The organism is Kribbella sindirgiensis, from assembly GCF_004331435.1.
GTDB lineage: Bacteria > Actinomycetota > Actinomycetes > Propionibacteriales > Kribbellaceae > Kribbella > Kribbella sindirgiensis.
Map to the genome: position 1 here is coordinate 786,320 of NZ_SJKA01000001.1, position 16,234 is coordinate 802,553.

At 67.7% G+C, this 16,234-nt stretch carries 15 protein-coding genes; 8 read left to right on the plus strand and 7 right to left on the minus strand.

All coding sequences use genetic code 11. The features are described from left to right. Positions 1 to 35: 35 nt before the first annotated feature. Complete coding sequence (locus E0H50_RS03940; RefSeq protein WP_131284732.1) at positions 36 to 647, plus strand: TetR/AcrR family transcriptional regulator; 612 nt, start codon at positions 36 to 38, stop codon at positions 645 to 647. Here the strand turns inward: E0H50_RS03940 and E0H50_RS03945 are convergent. Beyond that, on the minus strand, positions 628 to 2,376 hold the full coding sequence (locus E0H50_RS03945) for a molybdopterin-dependent oxidoreductase (protein ID WP_238150754.1): 1,749 nt from the start codon (positions 2,374 to 2,376) through the stop codon (positions 628 to 630). The genes E0H50_RS03940 and E0H50_RS03945 overlap by 20 nt on opposite strands. 91 nt (positions 2,377 to 2,467) lie before the next feature. Continuing rightward, the gene (locus E0H50_RS03950) at positions 2,468 to 3,019 is read right to left on the minus strand and encodes a MarR family winged helix-turn-helix transcriptional regulator (RefSeq protein WP_131284734.1); all 552 of its coding nucleotides are present in this window, start codon (positions 3,017 to 3,019) and stop codon (positions 2,468 to 2,470) included. 197 nt (positions 3,020 to 3,216) lie between these two features. Here E0H50_RS03950 and E0H50_RS03955 point away from each other — a divergent pair, with 197 nt between their 5' ends. The 6 genes from E0H50_RS03955 to E0H50_RS03980 all read left to right on the plus strand — a co-directional run bounded on the left by E0H50_RS03955 (position 3,217) and on the right by E0H50_RS03980 (position 8,910). After that, positions 3,217 to 4,233: an ABC transporter ATP-binding protein gene (locus tag E0H50_RS03955; protein WP_131284736.1), complete on the plus strand. Its 1,017-nt coding sequence runs from the start codon at positions 3,217 to 3,219 to the stop codon at positions 4,231 to 4,233. Further along, positions 4,230 to 5,036 (plus strand): ABC transporter permease, encoded by an 807-nt coding sequence (locus tag E0H50_RS03960; protein ID WP_131284738.1) that lies wholly within the window; start codon positions 4,230 to 4,232, stop codon positions 5,034 to 5,036. The genes E0H50_RS03955 and E0H50_RS03960 overlap by 4 nt, the downstream gene beginning before the upstream one ends. After that, complete coding sequence (locus E0H50_RS03965) at positions 5,029 to 5,838, plus strand: ABC transporter permease (protein ID WP_131284740.1); 810 nt, start codon at positions 5,029 to 5,031, stop codon at positions 5,836 to 5,838. The genes E0H50_RS03960 and E0H50_RS03965 overlap by 8 nt, the downstream gene beginning before the upstream one ends. A gap of 92 nt (positions 5,839 to 5,930) precedes the next feature. Continuing rightward, positions 5,931 to 6,707 (plus strand): DUF8175 domain-containg protein, encoded by a 777-nt coding sequence (locus E0H50_RS03970; RefSeq protein ID WP_131284742.1) that lies wholly within the window; start codon positions 5,931 to 5,933, stop codon positions 6,705 to 6,707. Between the two features lie 11 nt (positions 6,708 to 6,718). Next, positions 6,719 to 8,056, plus strand: coding sequence for a TrbL/VirB6 family protein (locus E0H50_RS03975; RefSeq protein WP_131284744.1), 1,338 nt, complete (start codon positions 6,719 to 6,721; stop codon positions 8,054 to 8,056). 68 nt (positions 8,057 to 8,124) lie between these two features. After that, on the plus strand, positions 8,125 to 8,910 hold the full coding sequence (locus tag E0H50_RS03980) for a metallophosphoesterase family protein (protein ID WP_131284746.1): 786 nt from the start codon (positions 8,125 to 8,127) through the stop codon (positions 8,908 to 8,910). Positions 8,911 to 8,984: 74 nt separating this feature from the next. Here E0H50_RS03980 and E0H50_RS03985 read toward each other — a convergent pair whose 3' ends face one another. The 5 genes from E0H50_RS03985 to E0H50_RS04005 form a co-directional block, all read right to left on the minus strand. After that, positions 8,985 to 12,185: an ATP-binding protein gene (locus E0H50_RS03985; protein WP_131284748.1), complete on the minus strand. Its 3,201-nt coding sequence runs from the start codon at positions 12,183 to 12,185 to the stop codon at positions 8,985 to 8,987. Continuing rightward, positions 12,182 to 12,799: a hypothetical protein gene (locus tag E0H50_RS03990; RefSeq protein WP_131284750.1), complete on the minus strand. Its 618-nt coding sequence runs from the start codon at positions 12,797 to 12,799 to the stop codon at positions 12,182 to 12,184. The genes E0H50_RS03985 and E0H50_RS03990 overlap by 4 nt, the downstream gene beginning before the upstream one ends. Positions 12,800 to 12,846: 47 nt before the next feature. Then, positions 12,847 to 13,947, minus strand: coding sequence for a hypothetical protein (locus E0H50_RS03995; protein ID WP_131284752.1), 1,101 nt, complete (start codon positions 13,945 to 13,947; stop codon positions 12,847 to 12,849). Beyond that, the gene (locus E0H50_RS04000; RefSeq protein ID WP_131284754.1) at positions 13,944 to 14,474 is read right to left on the minus strand and encodes a DUF4365 domain-containing protein; all 531 of its coding nucleotides are present in this window, start codon (positions 14,472 to 14,474) and stop codon (positions 13,944 to 13,946) included. The genes E0H50_RS03995 and E0H50_RS04000 overlap by 4 nt, the downstream gene beginning before the upstream one ends. 99 nt (positions 14,475 to 14,573) lie before the next feature. Continuing rightward, complete coding sequence (locus E0H50_RS04005; RefSeq protein ID WP_131284756.1) at positions 14,574 to 15,218, minus strand: GNAT family N-acetyltransferase; 645 nt, start codon at positions 15,216 to 15,218, stop codon at positions 14,574 to 14,576. 52 nt (positions 15,219 to 15,270) lie between these two features. On the opposite strand from E0H50_RS04005, the gene E0H50_RS04010 reads away from it, so the two are divergent. Next, complete coding sequence (locus E0H50_RS04010; RefSeq protein ID WP_131284758.1) at positions 15,271 to 16,197, plus strand: hydroxymethylglutaryl-CoA lyase; 927 nt, start codon at positions 15,271 to 15,273, stop codon at positions 16,195 to 16,197. Positions 16,198 to 16,234 lie beyond the last annotated feature (37 nt).

Below are 16,234 nucleotides of genomic sequence, written 5' to 3' on the forward strand. Positions count from 1 at the left end.
GTTGTGTATTCAATACAGAACTGTATCCTACTCGTATGGAACCGCCCAAGCGCCGCCGCTCCAACACCCGGGCCCGACTTCTCGAAGGGGCGCTGGAGGTGTTCGCCGAGCGCGGGTTCCACGGCGCGTCGGTCGAGGACATCTGCGAGCGGGCAGGGTTCACCCGCGGCGCCTTCTACTCGAACTTCGGCTCCAAGGACGAGTTGGTTCTCACCCTCTTCCAGGCCACGACCGACCGGCTCCTGGAGCAGATCGAGGCGCTGCTCCCCGAGCTCGCCAATCAGCCTGGTTCACTCCTGGACGCCGTCCTCGGACTACTCGACGAGACCGCGCCGGACCAGCGGCAATGGCATCTGATCTCGGCCGAGTTCACGCTGCACGCGCTGCGCGACCCGGACGCCGCGAAGGCTCTGAACGAGCAACGGGCGATGTTCCGCGAGAGCCTGACCCGCCTGGTCGAGCAGATCGCCGAGACCGGAGGGCTGGAGCTCACCGTGCCTGCGGAGCAGTTCGTGCGGATGGTGATGGCGTTGCACGAGGGCGCGCGCTCCCAGAGCCTGCTCGAGCCACGGGAGGTCCCGGCCGGGTCGCTCGAGCACACGTTCCTGCCGATGGTGCTGGAAGCGGTCAGCCGACCTTCACGCTGACCGTGTGCAGGCCGGTCGCGCCGTCCGGGGCGGGCGGTGCCGAGGACTCGACCTGTGGATTGCCCTTCGCGTCGAACGCCCGTACCTGCAGCACATGCGTGCCGCGCGACGCGTCCCACGGCCAGTGCCACTGCCGCCAGGTGTCGATCGACGGGTCGGCCGCCAGGGTGGCTTGTTGCCAAGGGCCCCCATCGACGCGGACCTCGACCTTCGACACTCCGACATGCTGGTCCCAGGCCACGCCGGCGACGGTCACGCGTCCCGGTTCGACGTTCTTCCCCAGTGGAGTGTCGATCCGCGACGACAGCTTGATCGGGCCGAGCGCCGACCATCCGCGCGGTGTCCAGTACCCCTCGAACTGGTCGAACCGCGACACCTCGATGTCCACCAGCCACTTCGTCGCCGACACGTAGCCGTACAGCCCGGGTACGACGATGCGCACCGGGAACCCGTGCTCCACCGGCAACGGCTCCCCGTTCATCGCGAACGCGAGCATCGCCTGCCGGTCGTCCAGGAGCGTTGGAAGCGGCGTACCGGCGGTGAATCCGTCCTTCGACGTCGACTTGATCGCGTCGGCGTTCTTCGCCGGGCCGGCTTCCTCCAGGAGGTCCTTGAGCAGTACGCCGGACCACAACGCGTTCCCGATCAGGTCGCCGCCGACCTCGTTGCTCACACAGGTGAGTGTGACCCACTTGTGGATGACCTGGCGTTTCAGTAGATCGTCGAAGGACAGGTTGAGCTCGCGGTCGACCATGCCGTGGACGCGGAGCTTCCAGTCCGCGGGCACGATCTGCGGCACCGAGAGCGCGGTGTCGATGCGGTAGAAGTCCTCGTTCGCCGTCGCCCACGGTACGGCGCCGGCGGCCTGGACGCCGGCGGGCGGGGCGAGGGTCGGCGGCTGCGGAAGGTTGAGCTGCTCGCGGGCATTCGCCACCGCGGCGCGGTTCCCGCCGACGACCCTGCCCAGTGCGCCGATCGCGGCCGAGCCGATGGCGACACCGGCAGACAACTGCAGGAAGCCGCGGCGGCTGACCCCGTCGTCGGCGCTGTTTCCGTTGATTGTGGCGAGCAGCGGTTCGAGCCGGCGGCTGAACAGTCTCAGGATGATGAGCGCGGTGATTCCCGCGAGCGCCGACGGGAGAAAGCCGGTTTGGCCCGAGTCGGCGCGTGTCGTCGCGGCGGCGACGGCGACACCGGACAGGGCGATCGTGATCAGTGCGCCCGCCCAGTAGCGTCGTACGGCGAGGATGCCGCCGACTGCGGCGAGGGCCGCGACGACGATCAGGATGCCCACTCGGAGCGCATCCTTGTCGTGGGTCCCGAACCAGGAGATGGCCAGGTCCTTCAGCCACGGGGGCACTCGGTCGATGAAGGCGGACCCGATCGCGACGACCGGCGTCTGCGCCGTACCGAGAATCCCTGCCGCCACACTCCCAACCGCCAGCCCCGCGAGCGCAGCAAGCACCCCGCCCACAGCACCACGCCACCGGATCGCCCGTGCCGCCGAGCCTGGTCCCACCGAGCCCGGTCCCTCGACTGCCGGTCCCCCGGCTGCCGGTCCGTTACCGCCGGATCCACCCGGCCCACTCGACTCACCGTCGAGCCCGCGCGTGCTCCCGCCCACGGCGGTGTCCGAATCGGGGGCGGTTGTGCTCCGGGTGGCGTAGGTGGGCCACTCGTCGGAGGTGCTCGTCGTGCCGGGTTCCGGCTGGTCCGAGGGTTGTTTCACTTCTCAACCATTGCGCGATGGGGCGCCCGACACCAGTCGGGCGCCCCATCCGTTAGTCGCGGGTAATGCTCTTGTGTAGTTGTGAGGTTGGTCAGATCCGGTCGGGTGTGATGGGCCCGAGCCCCGGGCGGCCGTTCGGCCAGCGGCGGGCGTTGTCCCGCACTCGACGGAGCTTGCCGAGAACGACGTCCTGCTCGTCGGCCAACTGGGACATCCAGAGGCTGTCGATCTCGAGCAGGTGGTCCGGCAGTGCGTCGCGCAGCCGCCGCTTTCCCTCCTCGGTCAGGACCGCGAACGAGCCGCGGGCGTCGTCGGGACAAGGCTCCCGGCGGACCAGTCCGAGGTTCTCGGCACGGTCGACCAGCCGGGTGATGCCGCCGGTGGTGACGGTCAACTCCCGGGCGAGGGAGGTAAGACGCTGCTTCTCCCCGGTGCTGCGGGCCAGCCGCAGCAACAGTTCGAACATTGCCATTTGCAGTCCACTGCGCTTCAGGGAATGACGCATCAGGTGATCCAACTCGGCTGCTGCTTCTCGCAGCAGGCCGTAGGCCGTCAGTACGTCGCTTTCCCAGGGTTCGGCAGCGCGGGTGGGTTCTGCATCGGCGAGCGCTAGGGGCGAGCAAAGCGAAGGCGCGATGGTCATGCGCGGACTCTATTAGCTGACTAGGTCACTTCGCTACACGGGGTGACCCTTCGGCTACAGATCGACCCAGAACCGCAAGACCCTGAGCGTAACCGGCCGACTGCGGACAGATCCGGTCTAGAACGGTGAATTTCAGACTGCGGCGACGCCGGATCGGTGGGAGGATGACCATTCTGCGCTCGCTGGGGAGGGTACGCATGGCGGTGATCGAGGCGGCTGACCTGGTCAAGGAATTCAGCCGGCCGGCCGTGCTGGAGGGCCGGCTGCCACGACTGCGGGGCCTGTTCAGCACCAAACGCGACATCACCCGCGCGGTGAACGGGGTGAATTTCGAGGTCGAGCCCGGTGAGCTCGTCGGGTACCTCGGACCGAACGGCGCCGGCAAGTCGACCACGATCAAGATGCTGACCGGGATCCTCACCCCGACGTCCGGGGTCTGCCGGGTCGCCGGGCTGGAGCCGTCCCGGGACCGCGCCCGGAACGCCCGCAACATCGGGGTCGTCTTCGGCCAGCGGACCCAGCTCTGGTACGACCTCCCGCTCCGCGACTCGTTCGAGGTCCTCTCAGACCTCTACAACCTCGACCGCACGACGTACCGCAAGCGCGTCGGTCTGTTCACCGAACTGCTGGACCTGTCCGCCTTCCTGGACACGCCGGTCCGCTCGCTGTCGCTCGGCCAGCGGATGCGGGGCGATCTGGTGGCCGCGATGCTGCACGAACCGTCGATCCTCTTCCTGGACGAGCCGACCGTCGGCCTGGACGTCGTCGCGAAGGCCCGGCTGACCGAGTTCATCGCCGAAACCAACCGGTCCGACGGGACGACGGTGGTGTTGACGACGCACGACATGGAAGACGTCGAGCGGCTCTGCCAACGGATCATCGTGATCGACTCGGGCACCGTCCTCTACGACGGCGACCTGTCGCGGTTGAAGGAACGCTTCATGCCGTACCGCTTCCTCGTCCTCACCCTTGCCGAGCGCAGCATCCGCCGGGTCGCGGACATCCCGTCCGCGACCGAGGTGGAGCCCAGCGCGGTCGGAACCGTCCTGCCGTACCCGGACCGCAGCGTCGTCCTGCGTTTCGACCCGCGGGAGGTCACCACGCCCGAGCTGATCGCGCGGGCGTCGCAGGTGTACCAGGTCGACGAGTTGTCGATCGTCGATCCCCGGCTGACCGACGTGATCTCCCAGCTGTACGACGGATTGCTGACGTGAGCACGGCGGACCAGGTCAGGGCGTTCCGCGGGATGACCCGTGCCGGAACCCGATCCGTCCTCATCTACCGAGGCGATCTGATCACCGGCGCGGTGGCCCTGGTGATCCAGGTCGTCCTGGCGATCGCGGTCTGGCGAATCGTCTACTCCGGACGCGGGCCGGTCGACGGCGTGGACGCCCGGACGGCGGTGGCGTACGCGGCGATCGCGGCGTGTCTCCAATCGGTTCTCCTTCCGTGGCAGTTCTCGACGTTGCCGATGCGGATCCGCAACGGGCAGATCGCGACCGACCTGACCCGGCCGCTCGGTCTGATCTGGCAGGTCTTCGGCCAGAACCTCGGCGTACTGCTCGGCCGGCTCCCGCTCGGCGCGATCGGGCTCGCGGTCGCGGCGGTCCTCGGTGCGCTCACGCTGCCGCCGGGATGGGCAGCGGGTCTCCTTTCGCTGGTGGCGACGGTCGGTGGCGCCCTCGTCGCGATGCTGTGCAACCTGATCGTCTCGATGGTGACGTTCTGGACGTTCGAGGTCAGCGGGCCGTTGATGGTGTACCGGTTCGGGAGCGCGTTCCTCTCCGGATCGTTGATCCCGTTGTGGTTCATGCCGGGGTGGTTGCGGGGCTCGGTCGAGTGGCTGCCGTTCCAGGCGCAGGTGTACACACCCGTGTCGATCTATCTCGGTCAGACCCGGGGCGGTCAGGCCCTCGCGCTGGTCGGCGTACAGCTGGTGTGGGTGGTCCTGTCGACAGTCCTCCTCGAACTGGTCTGGCGACGGGCGCGGTACCGGGTGGTGGTGCAGGGTGGCTGAGCAGACCTGGCTGCGTCAGTACGTCGTCCTCGAACGCGCGGCGTTGCGGGCGCAGCTGCAGTACCGCGTGAACTTCTGGACCACTCTGATGGGCGGGGTCGCGTACCAGGGCACGCAGTTGCTGTTCCTCGGCGTACTCCTCGGGAAGTTCGGCCTGATCGGCGGCTGGGGGTTCTCTGCGGTCGCGTTCGTGTTCGCGATGCGGCTGGCGTCGCACGCCCTGTACGTCGTCCCGTTCGGGGCGCTGCGGTTGACCGACGAGATGGTCCGCGACGGTGAGTTCGACCGGGTCCTGTTGCGACCGGTGAACCCGTTCCTGCAACTGGTCACGCGGATGTTCCCGCTGATGTCGCTCGGGGACGCACTGCTCGGCTTCGGCGCGCTGGCCGTCTTCGGCTGGCAGGCACCCGTCGACTGGACTCCGGCGAAGATCGGCTACCTGATCCTCGCGGTCGTCGGCGGCGGCCTGGTCGAGACCGGCATCCAGACGTTCTTCTGCGGACTGTCCTTCGTCGCCACGTCCACCTTCTCCCTGCGCATCTTCGCCGACAGTTCGATCACCCAGTTCTCCGGCTACCCGCTGACCATGTTCGGCCGGGCGACCTTCTACGCGTTCTGCACGCTGTTCCCGATGGCGTTCATCTCCTTCCTGCCGGCGACAGTTCTGCTCGACCGCACCTCCGACGTCCCGCTCCCGACCTGGCTGACCACCCTCTCCCCGCTCGCCGGCGTCATCGTCTTCGTCCTCGGCTACACCTTCTTCACCAAGATGATGCCGAGATACACGAGCCCCGGGAGCTGAGCTTTCGGGCCTGTGGATAACTTCCGCGGCGGTCCGGCGATTTTTGCGAGCCTTGATCCGTGAGGTTGCCAACCTTCGGATCGGGGAGTCGGATGAGCAAGGACAAGGACGAGAAGTCGCCGTACGGCGCTGGATTCATCGCGGCCTGCATCGTCGTCGGTGCGGTCCTGATCTGCGGGATCGTGATCATCTTCGCGGGCGGGGACCGCTCGGCCCACGCGATCGCCCCGGCCCAGCAGCCGGTCGAGGCCGCCTCGGTTCAGCCCACGGACGAGCCCGCCACCGCACCTGCCAGTGGGCCGGCACCGACGAACAGCCCCGAGCGGCAGACGGGTTCGTGCGGCCTTCCTGCCGGTGACCAGACCGTTCCCGCCGAGGCGCCGGCTGTCGACGGGTGGGAGGTCAGCCGGAAGGTCGTCGTACCGCGCTCCTCGACGTACGGACCGGGCACGACCGACTCCGACGGGTTCCGGCACTGCTTCGCGCATTCGCCGACCGGCGCGGTGTACGCGGCGTACAGCGCGATCGCGGCGATCGCGGACCAGAGCAAGCTCGTGCCGACCGTCAAGAAGCTCATGGTTCCCGGGTCGGCGACCGACAGCCTGCTCCGCCAGGCCGCTGCGGGCGGGTCGTCGAGTGACGCCTCCACGGTCCAGGTCGTCGGCTACCGGGTCATCGCCGCCGAGCCGGATCGAGTGACCCTGATGCTCGCCATGCCCGTCGAGTCCGTGTACATGAGCGCCAACCTGACCCTCGTCTGGCACCAGGGCGACTGGCGACTCCAGCCACCCCCTCCCGGCGAGGCCGTCGGAGCCCCCTTCTCCCAGCACCGCGACCTGAGCGACTTCGTGAAATGGAGTGGTATCTGATGTGCTCCCCCATGGACATGAAGTGCCACGTCGTCGAAGGCGTCCAGTCGGCCGCCAGCAACTGGATCGCCAGCGCCAATCAGATCTCGACGGACTTCTTCTCGACGATCCTCAACTCACTGGCGACCTTCTGGGTCAAGCCGGAAACCCCGGTCTCACTCGCGACCAGCACCGACGACGGCCACACCTGGACCGACAGCAAGACGGTCGCGTTCGTCCAGGGGCAGACCCTCAAGCTGACCCTCACGATCCTTGCCCTCGCGATCGTCATCGCCGGTATGCGGATGGCGTGGGAGCAACGGGCGAAGCCGGTCCAGGAGCTGCTCAAGGCGCTGCTGACCTTCATCGTCGTCTGCGGGGCCGGGACGGCCACGGTGCAACTGCTGATCGCCTGGTCGGACGCCTTCTCCCTGCAGGTCATCAACGCCGCCATCGGAGGCGAGGGCTTCGAGTCGACCATGAAGAACCTGCTGACGAATCCGACCGAGCGCGGCGGCGGTGCGGGGATGACCTCACTCCTGATGCTGATCCTGATCGGCCAGGTCGCGGCGTGGTCGTCACTCATCCAGATCGTGCTGATGCTGATTCGATCGGCGATGCTGGTGTTGCTCGGTTCGACGCTGCCGCTCGCAGCCGCGGCGACCAACACCGAGGTCGGTAAGGCGTGGTTCAAGAAGTACTGCGCGTGGACCCTGGGGTTCATCGCCTACAAGCCTGCGGCGGCGCTCATCTACGCGGCCGCGATCAAGCTGAAGGACGACAAGATGCTCGGGGCGAGCACCGGGCTGATGCAGTCGCTCACCGCCTTGATGATGATGTTGCTCGCTGTTCTCGCCATGCCGGCATTGCTGCGCCTCGCGGTGCCGATCACCGCGGCTGTCGGGGGCGGGTCGGCCGGAATGGGCAGCACTGGCCCCGACACGGGTTCGTTGGCGTCGGGTGCGGTCAACGTCGGTTCGTCCGGTGGTGCTCGCGGGGGCAGTCTCAGCGCGGCCTCGTCGGGCGGTGGCGCCGGGGCTTCAGGGGCTGGGGCTGGTGGGGCTGGGGCTACTGGGGCTGTGACGGCTGGGGGGAAGACTGCGGGTGGGGCTGCGCTTGGGCCGGCGGGGGTTGCTGCGGCTGCGGCGAAGAAGGCTGCGGGGGCGTTTGCCGGGGCGGCGGCGCATTCGGCTGGTGAGGCGGGTGGTGGTAGTTCTGGGGCGTCGATGCCTCGGTCGAGTGGCAGTCGGTCAGGCGGCGGTCGCGCGAACAGCCGAAGCCCCGGCGGGCGGACCAGCCCGAGCCCAAGCCCTAAGGTCCCGGCCGGTTCCACAACCGGCGGAGACACCGGCCCCTCCGGCAACTGGTAGCCAACTCAAGGACCATCGCGGGAACCGGTCGTCAGGTCGCGGACCGGTGGGGGTGAAAGCATGCCGGCATGGGGCTGGAGCGGATTGCGTTGATTTCGGATGTGCATGGGAATCTGACGGCGTTGGAGGCGGTGCTCGCGGATATCGAAGGGCGCGGGATCCAGCGGGTGTTCAATCTCGGGGACTACGTGGGGAAGGGGCCGCGAGGGCAGGCGGTCGTGGATCGTTGCCAGGAGGTCTGCGAGGTGAACATCCTCGGGAACTGGGACGACTTCCTGCCCGATCCCGAGCGTGCCGAGGACAGTGAAGGTCTGCGGTGGTGGAAGAACGAGCTCCGCGAGGACCAGTGGGCCTGGTTGCGGGGACTGCCGTTCTGCCACGACTTCCTGCTGAGCGGCCGGCAGGTGCGGCTGTTCCACGCCTCGTCGGCGGATGTTCATCACCGGATCGTGTTCGATCACGACGCGGAGCAGTACGCGAGCTTCTTCGAGAACACCCCGGCGACCGGAGACGGGCCGGTGCCGTCGATCGTCGGGTACGCCGACATTCACGACCCGTTCTACGAGGAGGACCGCGGGCGGACGCTCTTCAACACGGGCTCGGTCGGCAACAGTCTCGGTGACCCGACGCCGGGGTACGTGATCCTCGAAGGGGTGCTGGACTCACCCGATCCGGCGCCGTACTCGATCCAGTTCGTCCATGTCCCGTACGACGCGCACGCCGAGCTGGCGATCGCCCGGGAGCTCGGGATGCCGGAACTCGACGGCTACGAGGCCGAGATCATCCGCGGCGTCTACCGCACGACCTTCTACGCCGGCCGGGAGCCCCGGTACCACCGCCCGGCACTCAGGTGATTGTCCCCAGGGTTTTCCACAGCTGTGTATTGGGTGCTGTCGGCAACAATCTGTTCACTTGCCGGTCACTTGAATCACACGCCGTTGGCACTGTCCTCCAGATCCGGCCTCTCGCCATTCGACCGAGCGCGCTCGACCACTTCGTCCGGTGTCAGCGGACTCGGTGGATGGTAGCTGAGGCACATCGGAACCTTGATCCGCTCGAATTCAGCCCCCTCGCCGGCCGCGTAGAAGTGACCGGTAGGAAGTCGGGCGATGTCGTCGACCCGTCCGCCCTTGGCCTTGGCGAGCTCAGTGGCCGCGTTGATCTGCGTCCCTGAATTCAGCAAGCCGAAGAACTGCGTGGTGGCGTTGCCGGGAATCCGGTTGTGCAGCCCCCGAGGAGCTTGAGTGGCAAAGACCAGGCCGAGTCCGTACTTCCGTGCCTGAGCGGCCAGCGCAAGCGTGCTCGCTGTACACGCTGTTGCCGCGCCGGACGGTGCGTAGGTCTGAGCTTCGTCCATCACCAGCAGCCCGCCCAGAGGCCGATCGCCGGCCGGGTTCCGTTTGATCCAGGCGAACAGTGCCATCTGAAGCTGGTTGACGAAGCTCTGCCGCTGCTCCTCGCTGGGAAGCCCGACGAAGCTGATCACCGAGACCCGGGCGCGGTAGCCGTTGACGGGAGTGAGGAGGATGCCCGGATCCAGCGCCTGGCCGGCTCCGCCGAACAGCGGATCGTTCACCATCTCCACGTTCAACGCCTCGGCGATGTCGGCGGCGACCTTCTGCGCACTGCGAACGCGGCTGATTCCGATCGGCAGGTCGGAGAGGAGATCGACGAAGGCATTGAGGTCCTTGCCGCCGCGGCGAGCAAAGTACCGCAGGGCCTCGGTGAGCACTGCTTGCCCAGTCTTGACCTTCCGGCCGGTCAGTTGAGTCCTCGGTACGAGACCCGCGACCGCCGCGTCGACGGCGTCGCTGAACTCGTCTGCGTCCTCCAAGACATCGGAGAAGTCAGGAAGCGGCCGGAACGCCAGCGGACGTCCTCGCGCTCGCCGCGGCGTCCACACGACGACCTCCGTGCCAGCCAGGTAGGCGCGAGCCTTGTCCGGGTCACCGGGTCCCCAGCCGCTGGGCGGGTCCGGCCAGGCATCTCCCAAGCGGGCGAGGTCGTTGTTCGGATCGAGCACTATCGAGGAGACACCGTGCAGGGCACATTCTTCGATCAGCCGGCGGAGCAGCACTGTCTTCCCCGATCCGGATCCGGCGAACGCAACCGCGTGCTTGCGCAGCTGTTCCAGCGGTACGGCGAACGGCCGGGGCCTGCTCGTGCTAAGCCCGATCGGCACCTCAGGGGCTGCCGCCACTGGATCGGCCAGACCGGCCACCGGGGAAGGCGCGGTTGTTCTATCGGACGTCGCCGACCTGGCTCTGCGAGCTCGTGCCGTCGGCCGGGTGTCCGTTGGCGGTTCGCCTGCCCTCGGATCGGTGCCGCCGAAGACGCGCCGGAACAGTTCGGACGAGCTGGCCGGTCTGCGCGCGGCCAGCCATTGGAGGAAGCCGGGATCCGGATGCCGACGCAGCGCGTCCAGTGCCGCGAAGGTCTTCAGATCCTCGACGGTGATCGGCAGCGACAAACCACCAGCGGCGGTGAACTCCGCGATCTCCTCGCGCGTCTTGGGCCCACTCGACCACCGGGTGTTCCGCAGGATCACCAGCTGGCGCTTGCTGACGCCCTCTTCGAGTCCGGCCTCCGTACGCGCGGCACGCAACCTCGTCAGCGCAGCTCGGGCGTGCTCGGTCGCGATCGCCCGGAAGCACCAATGCATCTCGTCGTCGGTCTGCTCGTCGAGCGTTCTTCGCAGCCGCGCATGCAGCGCGGGCTTTGGTCCGGGTGCTGGATCGAGTTCGAAATCCTGTCCGTCGTCGCCGAGCTCGGCGATGTAGGAGGTGAGCGCCGCGGCCAAGAGCACAGGCACCTGCTGGTCCTCGGTCTGATGGTCGAGTGCTCCGCTGATGTCGGCGGCGTCGCGGAGCTCCGCGAACCTGGCGTCGAGTCGGCTCAGTCCGGTCGGCGCAGTGTGCTTGCCGGGACGAGCGGGTTCTGGCTCCGGCTGCTCGTCGAGACTGGCGAGCTCCGTCAGGCTGTCGCTCTCCAGGCATCGTCTGACGTGACTGTCGACCCGTTGCAGGAGCCGTCGCGGTGTGAAGTCGCGTGCGCCGTCGTTGGCGAAGGCCGAAGGCAGGATCGGCCAGGTCGGGTACGGCGGTTCGAAATCTGCCGCGGCGTACAACGGGGCTAGCCGGCGCGCGATCAGATCGTTGGCGATCTGCGCATCCGGTAGCTGGCTTTGCATGGTGACGACGCGGAAGCGGTCTGCGGCCGGGCTGGTGGCCACGGTGTTGATCAGCCGCCAGGTGGCCGGTATGCAGGCCACCACAGTCAGCGTCCGCTGCGTCGACTCGCGAAGCTCCATGAGTCCGTCGGCGAGCTCGTTGACCAGACGGTTCCGTGCTTCCTGAGCCCCCGTCTTGTCGGTGCGACCGGTCGACACCTGCGCCATCACGCTGTCGATCTGGTCGACGGCCAGGACGGTCGGACCGGTGAGTGCGAGCAGCCGCGACAAGTCGCCCAGGATCTGCTGTGGCAGGCGGCGTCCCCGGCGGAATCCCCACGTGTCGCGGTCTTTGTCCTCGACATCGCCGTCCAGCTCGAAGTAGCTGTAGCCGATCTCCTGCGCTGCGGGGTCCGGGCTCCGGTAGAGAACGAGCGCCCGCGCGGTGTTCTGGCAGTCGGCCCCGACCCTGGCGTCGATGCGTTTCAGTCCGGCGACGAACGCGTCGAGATCGACGCGGGTGGCGGCGCGATCACCGCGCAGGGTCGCCTGTAGGTCGGCATCGAGATCGGCCTGTTCGCCAAGCCGTCGCAGCAACACCGTGAGCTGATCGCCTTGGCCCGGGTGAAATCCGTCGAGGATGCCCCGGACGGCGCTTGGCCAGAAGGACGCGCCGTTCACCAACTTGATCAGGAAGAAGTAGCCCTCGGTCCCCTGAACCCGTTGTCTCACCCAGCCGAGTAGGTGAGTCTTGCCGACACCCTTCTCACCTTCGAGAGCGATCCCGATGGGACTCCCGCCGGTACTGCGACGTGCGGCGGCGACGGAGGCGAGCACAGTCTGGACGACATTGGCGTGCAATCGGTCGACGTGATGCTCGGCGGGACTCCAGATCGCGTCCGGTGTCACCGCCCAGTTGAACTGGACTGCGGCGAGTGCGGCTCGCTCTGCGTTCTTCATGGATTCTCGATCTTCAACAGGTGACGGCTGCTGCCGCCGAATCGAACGGCGGATTCGTGGTCGGCGTCGGTCAGCGCCTGCTGGTTCGCCTCGGCCTGGACGTGGATGCCGGGCTGTCGCGACAGCTGCTGCAGCGCCGAGTCGAGCTCTTCGCGAGCCACATCTGCCAGTTCGTTTCGCAGCGCGACCAGACCCACCCACGGCAGGCCCGAGTCAGCGCTCAACGTGCGGTACGCCGATCTGATCCTCGTCTCGAGATCGGGTTCCGCGGCGGGGAACAGCTCGACCAGCCGCAGCCCTGTCCGCTGCAAGTACCGATGAAGGCCGGCGAGCAGCGCGTACAGCGCTCCACCGACGGAGCCGGCCCGTTCCGGTCGTTCCGCGCTCAGTTCGTTTTCGCACCACTTGGTCCCATCCTCCGTGAGTTCATGGACGAAGGAACGGCCCTCCTTCTGGCTGATCACGAGCTTGAGATCGTTCAGCTTGTACCGGCTCGCACCGTCGAGCGTTAGGCCCGCGGCTTCGCGCAGCTCGACGTTCGTGATTGGTCGTGCCTCGGCCAGCAGTGCGAGCAGGACGGCTCGCTCCTTCAGGGTCAGCGATTGAGCGGGCACAGGTCGGTCCTCCGGTGGGATCTGTCGCTTTGATCGGGTACGTCGGCTCACTGCAGGTCCTGCTCGTCGACGATGCGCACGCCGTCGGGGTCGGCGATCATCCGGACGTTCTTCTCGCGGCTGGTCCACAGGCCGTTGATCGCGAGCCTGGTGTGGGTGCGATGAGCTGAGAGCGCGATCTCGTAGGTCTCCTGGTCGGGAAGCCGGATCCACACGGGCCTCGTCACTGGTCGGCGGTCCCCGATGGCCAATCGACCGCGAACCCTCACCCGGCGCCGGTCGTCCCCTGTCTCGCTGTCGTGGAGTGCTTCGACCAGGCCCGTGATCACGGCCGGGCCCGGTTCTTCCGACGCCTTCGCGGCCACCGGGCGTGCTGTCGCGAGCTGCAGCCGTCGCGAGATGTCCTGGATGACCTCGCCGGCTCCGGGCGGGAACTCCACGACCTGATCGGGCACCTCGGACGGCACACCGCGACCCCAGCGGAACCCGAGCTGGAAGGGCATCGTCAGCTGCTCGCCGGCCAATGTGCTCAGCGCTGTGCAGAACTCCGGTCCGACCGCCGTCCCAGGATTGCGATCCGGCCGGGTTAGGGCCTGTCGCACAGCAATTGCTGATTGGAAGACGTGTAGCAGCACTTGTCGACCGACTGGTGTTGCGTCGGCTTCGACCTGGATCGGTACGAGAAACGCCCAGGCGATCTGCTGAGCGGTCACGGTGCCGAGTTGAACTCCTCCGAGCAGCTCGGATACCGCGTGCGTCGTACCGCGCTCGAATCTCGGTGCGGCCAGCACGTCCGAGGCTGCCGTACGCAGCATCTCCTGGATCCCCTGCAGTGCGTTGAGGCCGGACGGAAGCGGTACGAAACCTTCCGGACCGCTGCTCGCGGGAGCCTGGTAAATGGCTGCGTCGACGAGTGGGTAGGCGATCTCGCGGGCGATCTCATCAGCTGAGCGATTCTCTACATGCTCCAGCGCGTCCAGGAGCTCGCGGAGCCGTGCGGCGCTGTCTCCCATTCCGTCGCGAGGTGGCACAAGCACCTCGTCCGCACCGTTTGACCAGATCGCGGCACCGTGCCACGTGCGTTCCGTGCGGGACCAGCCTGCGTCCGCCAGGTAGTCGTTGACCTCGGTGATGCCGAATTCGGTCATGCGGAGTCCTGGGTCGACTGGGTCGCACCGCCGGTTTCCCCGGTGATCAGGTGCCGCAGCGTGGTCACCGTCAGCACGTTGGCCGTCGGCACGGCGACTCGGATCCGCCTGTCGCTCCTCGGTTCGTCGATCGGCGTGTGGTCCCGGAGCGAGACGTAGTAGCCGACATCCCGAAGGAGTAGGCCGCCGGTGTCGAGGGCGGCGTACTCATCAGCTCGCTTCGGCACGATCACGAGGAACAGATAGCGATGCACGAGAAAGTCGGGCCCGGCGAGTCGATTGAACTGTGACTGGTTCAGTCCGTCGAAGTCGAACGCGGCGGCGCGACGCCTGGGGCGTGAGGTGGTCTTGACTTGTACGTCGATCCGTGGGGACCAGCCGAAAGCCGAGCGTCCCGGGAACTTGATGCACAGGTCGATGCCGTCGTGGTCGACGTCGTCCTTCGAGACCAGCAGACCGGCCGCGGATGCAAGAACGCGGACGTAGTCTTCGCCGAACTTGCCCTGGTGAACAAGCGCATCAAGCATTCGACCCCCGGAACGCTGCCGTGCCTATCCCCCGCGATCCCTGTCTGAGTTCGACCCTATGGGGTCGCGCTCCTGTTGTCAGCCGGTGGCGTTTCGTGCTCAGCCGACCAGCAGGGCCTCGGACCCCACGGGCTTGAAACCGGCTGCCAGGAAGGTTCGCATCGATGCGGCGTTGCCTGGAGTGATCTGGGCCCAGACGGATGCGTCTGAGCCGATCAGCGCGCGAGCGGTGCGGGCCAGCCGGCGGCCGTTGCCGTGGTCGCGGGCCTCCGGCGGCACCTCGATCGCGCATTCCAGCCGGCCGGCGAGGCCGTGGCCGATCACCACGAGCCCGCGGTGCGGGTCGCCGTACACCCGGACGTCGTCGCGGTACCGCAACGCGTGTTCGACCCGTGGATGCTCGGGGTCGACGAGCTCGGTCAGGCCCGCAAGCGCGGCGTCGCGCGGCGCCGGATCGGTGAGGGCCGGCGCGAGCAGCATCGCGTCGATCGTGTTGACCTGGCGACCGGTGAACTCCTGCAGCGCGGCGAGGAACCGCGGGCTGGTCGGCGCGAACGGATCGCCGTCCGGGACCCGCTGCGCGACCCACGCCGGATCGATGTCCGCGGCGATCACGATGTGGCCGGTGAACGCGACCACGCACGACCCCCGCTCCGACGGCGCGGGGACGACGGTGAGCCCGAGATCCGGGGGCGGGAACGCGCCGCGCTCGACGCCCCGCAGAATGGCAGCAAGAGATGTCATCACGAGCATTGTCGCGGAGATCCCGTGTCAGGCTCGCAGAGGAGGCGACAGGATGCGCGAACCGCAGCTGGTGAAGGCCGACGGACTGCCCGACCGGGTCACGATCTACGAGGTCGGGCCGCGTGACGGGCTGCAGAACGAGTCGGCGATCGTCGACGTCGCGGTCAAGGCCGAGTTCATCCGGCGACTGTTCGACGCGGGTCTGACGACGGTCGAGACGACGAGCTTCGTGCACCCGAAATGGGTCCCGCAGCTGGCTGACGCGGCCGAGCTGCTCGACCACCTGGAACTGCCGGACGGCGTCCGTGCCCCGGTCCTGGTCCCGAACGAGCGCGGCCTCGACCGTGCGCTCGCAGCCGGGGTCGGGGAAATTGCGATCTTCGCGAGCGCGACCGAGACGTTCGCGGCGAAGAACCTCAACTCGACGCTCGACGACCAGTTCGCGATGTTCACGCCGACGATCCAGCGGGCGCTCGCCGAGGGTCTGTCGGTGCGTGGGTACGTGTCGATGTGTTACGGCGACCCGTGGGAGGGCGACGTACCGATCGACCAGGTGGTCAAGGTCGGTGCGCGGCTGGTCGACCTCGGGTGCCACGAACTGTCGCTCGGCGACACGATCGGTGTCGCGACGCCGGGCCAGGTAAGTGCGCTGATCGCCGCGTTCGGTGCGGCCGGGGTGGATGTGGACAAGTTGGCGGTGCATTTCCACGACACGTATGGGCAGGCGCTCGCCAACACGCTCACCGCGCTGCGCGACGGTGTGACCACGGTCGACAGCTCCGCCGGCGGGCTGGGCGGCTGCCCGTACGCCGAGAGCGCGACCGGCAACCTCGCCACCGAGGACCTCTTGTGGCAACTCAACGGCCTCGGCATCGAAACCGGCGTCGACCTGGAGAAACTCGTTTCCACCAGCGCCTGGATGGCCGAACAACTCGGCAAACCGTCGCCGAGCCGAGTAGTGCAGGCCCTCGCGGGCTGAAAACCGGCTGAAACTGTCGGTGGCGCCTGCCACCCTG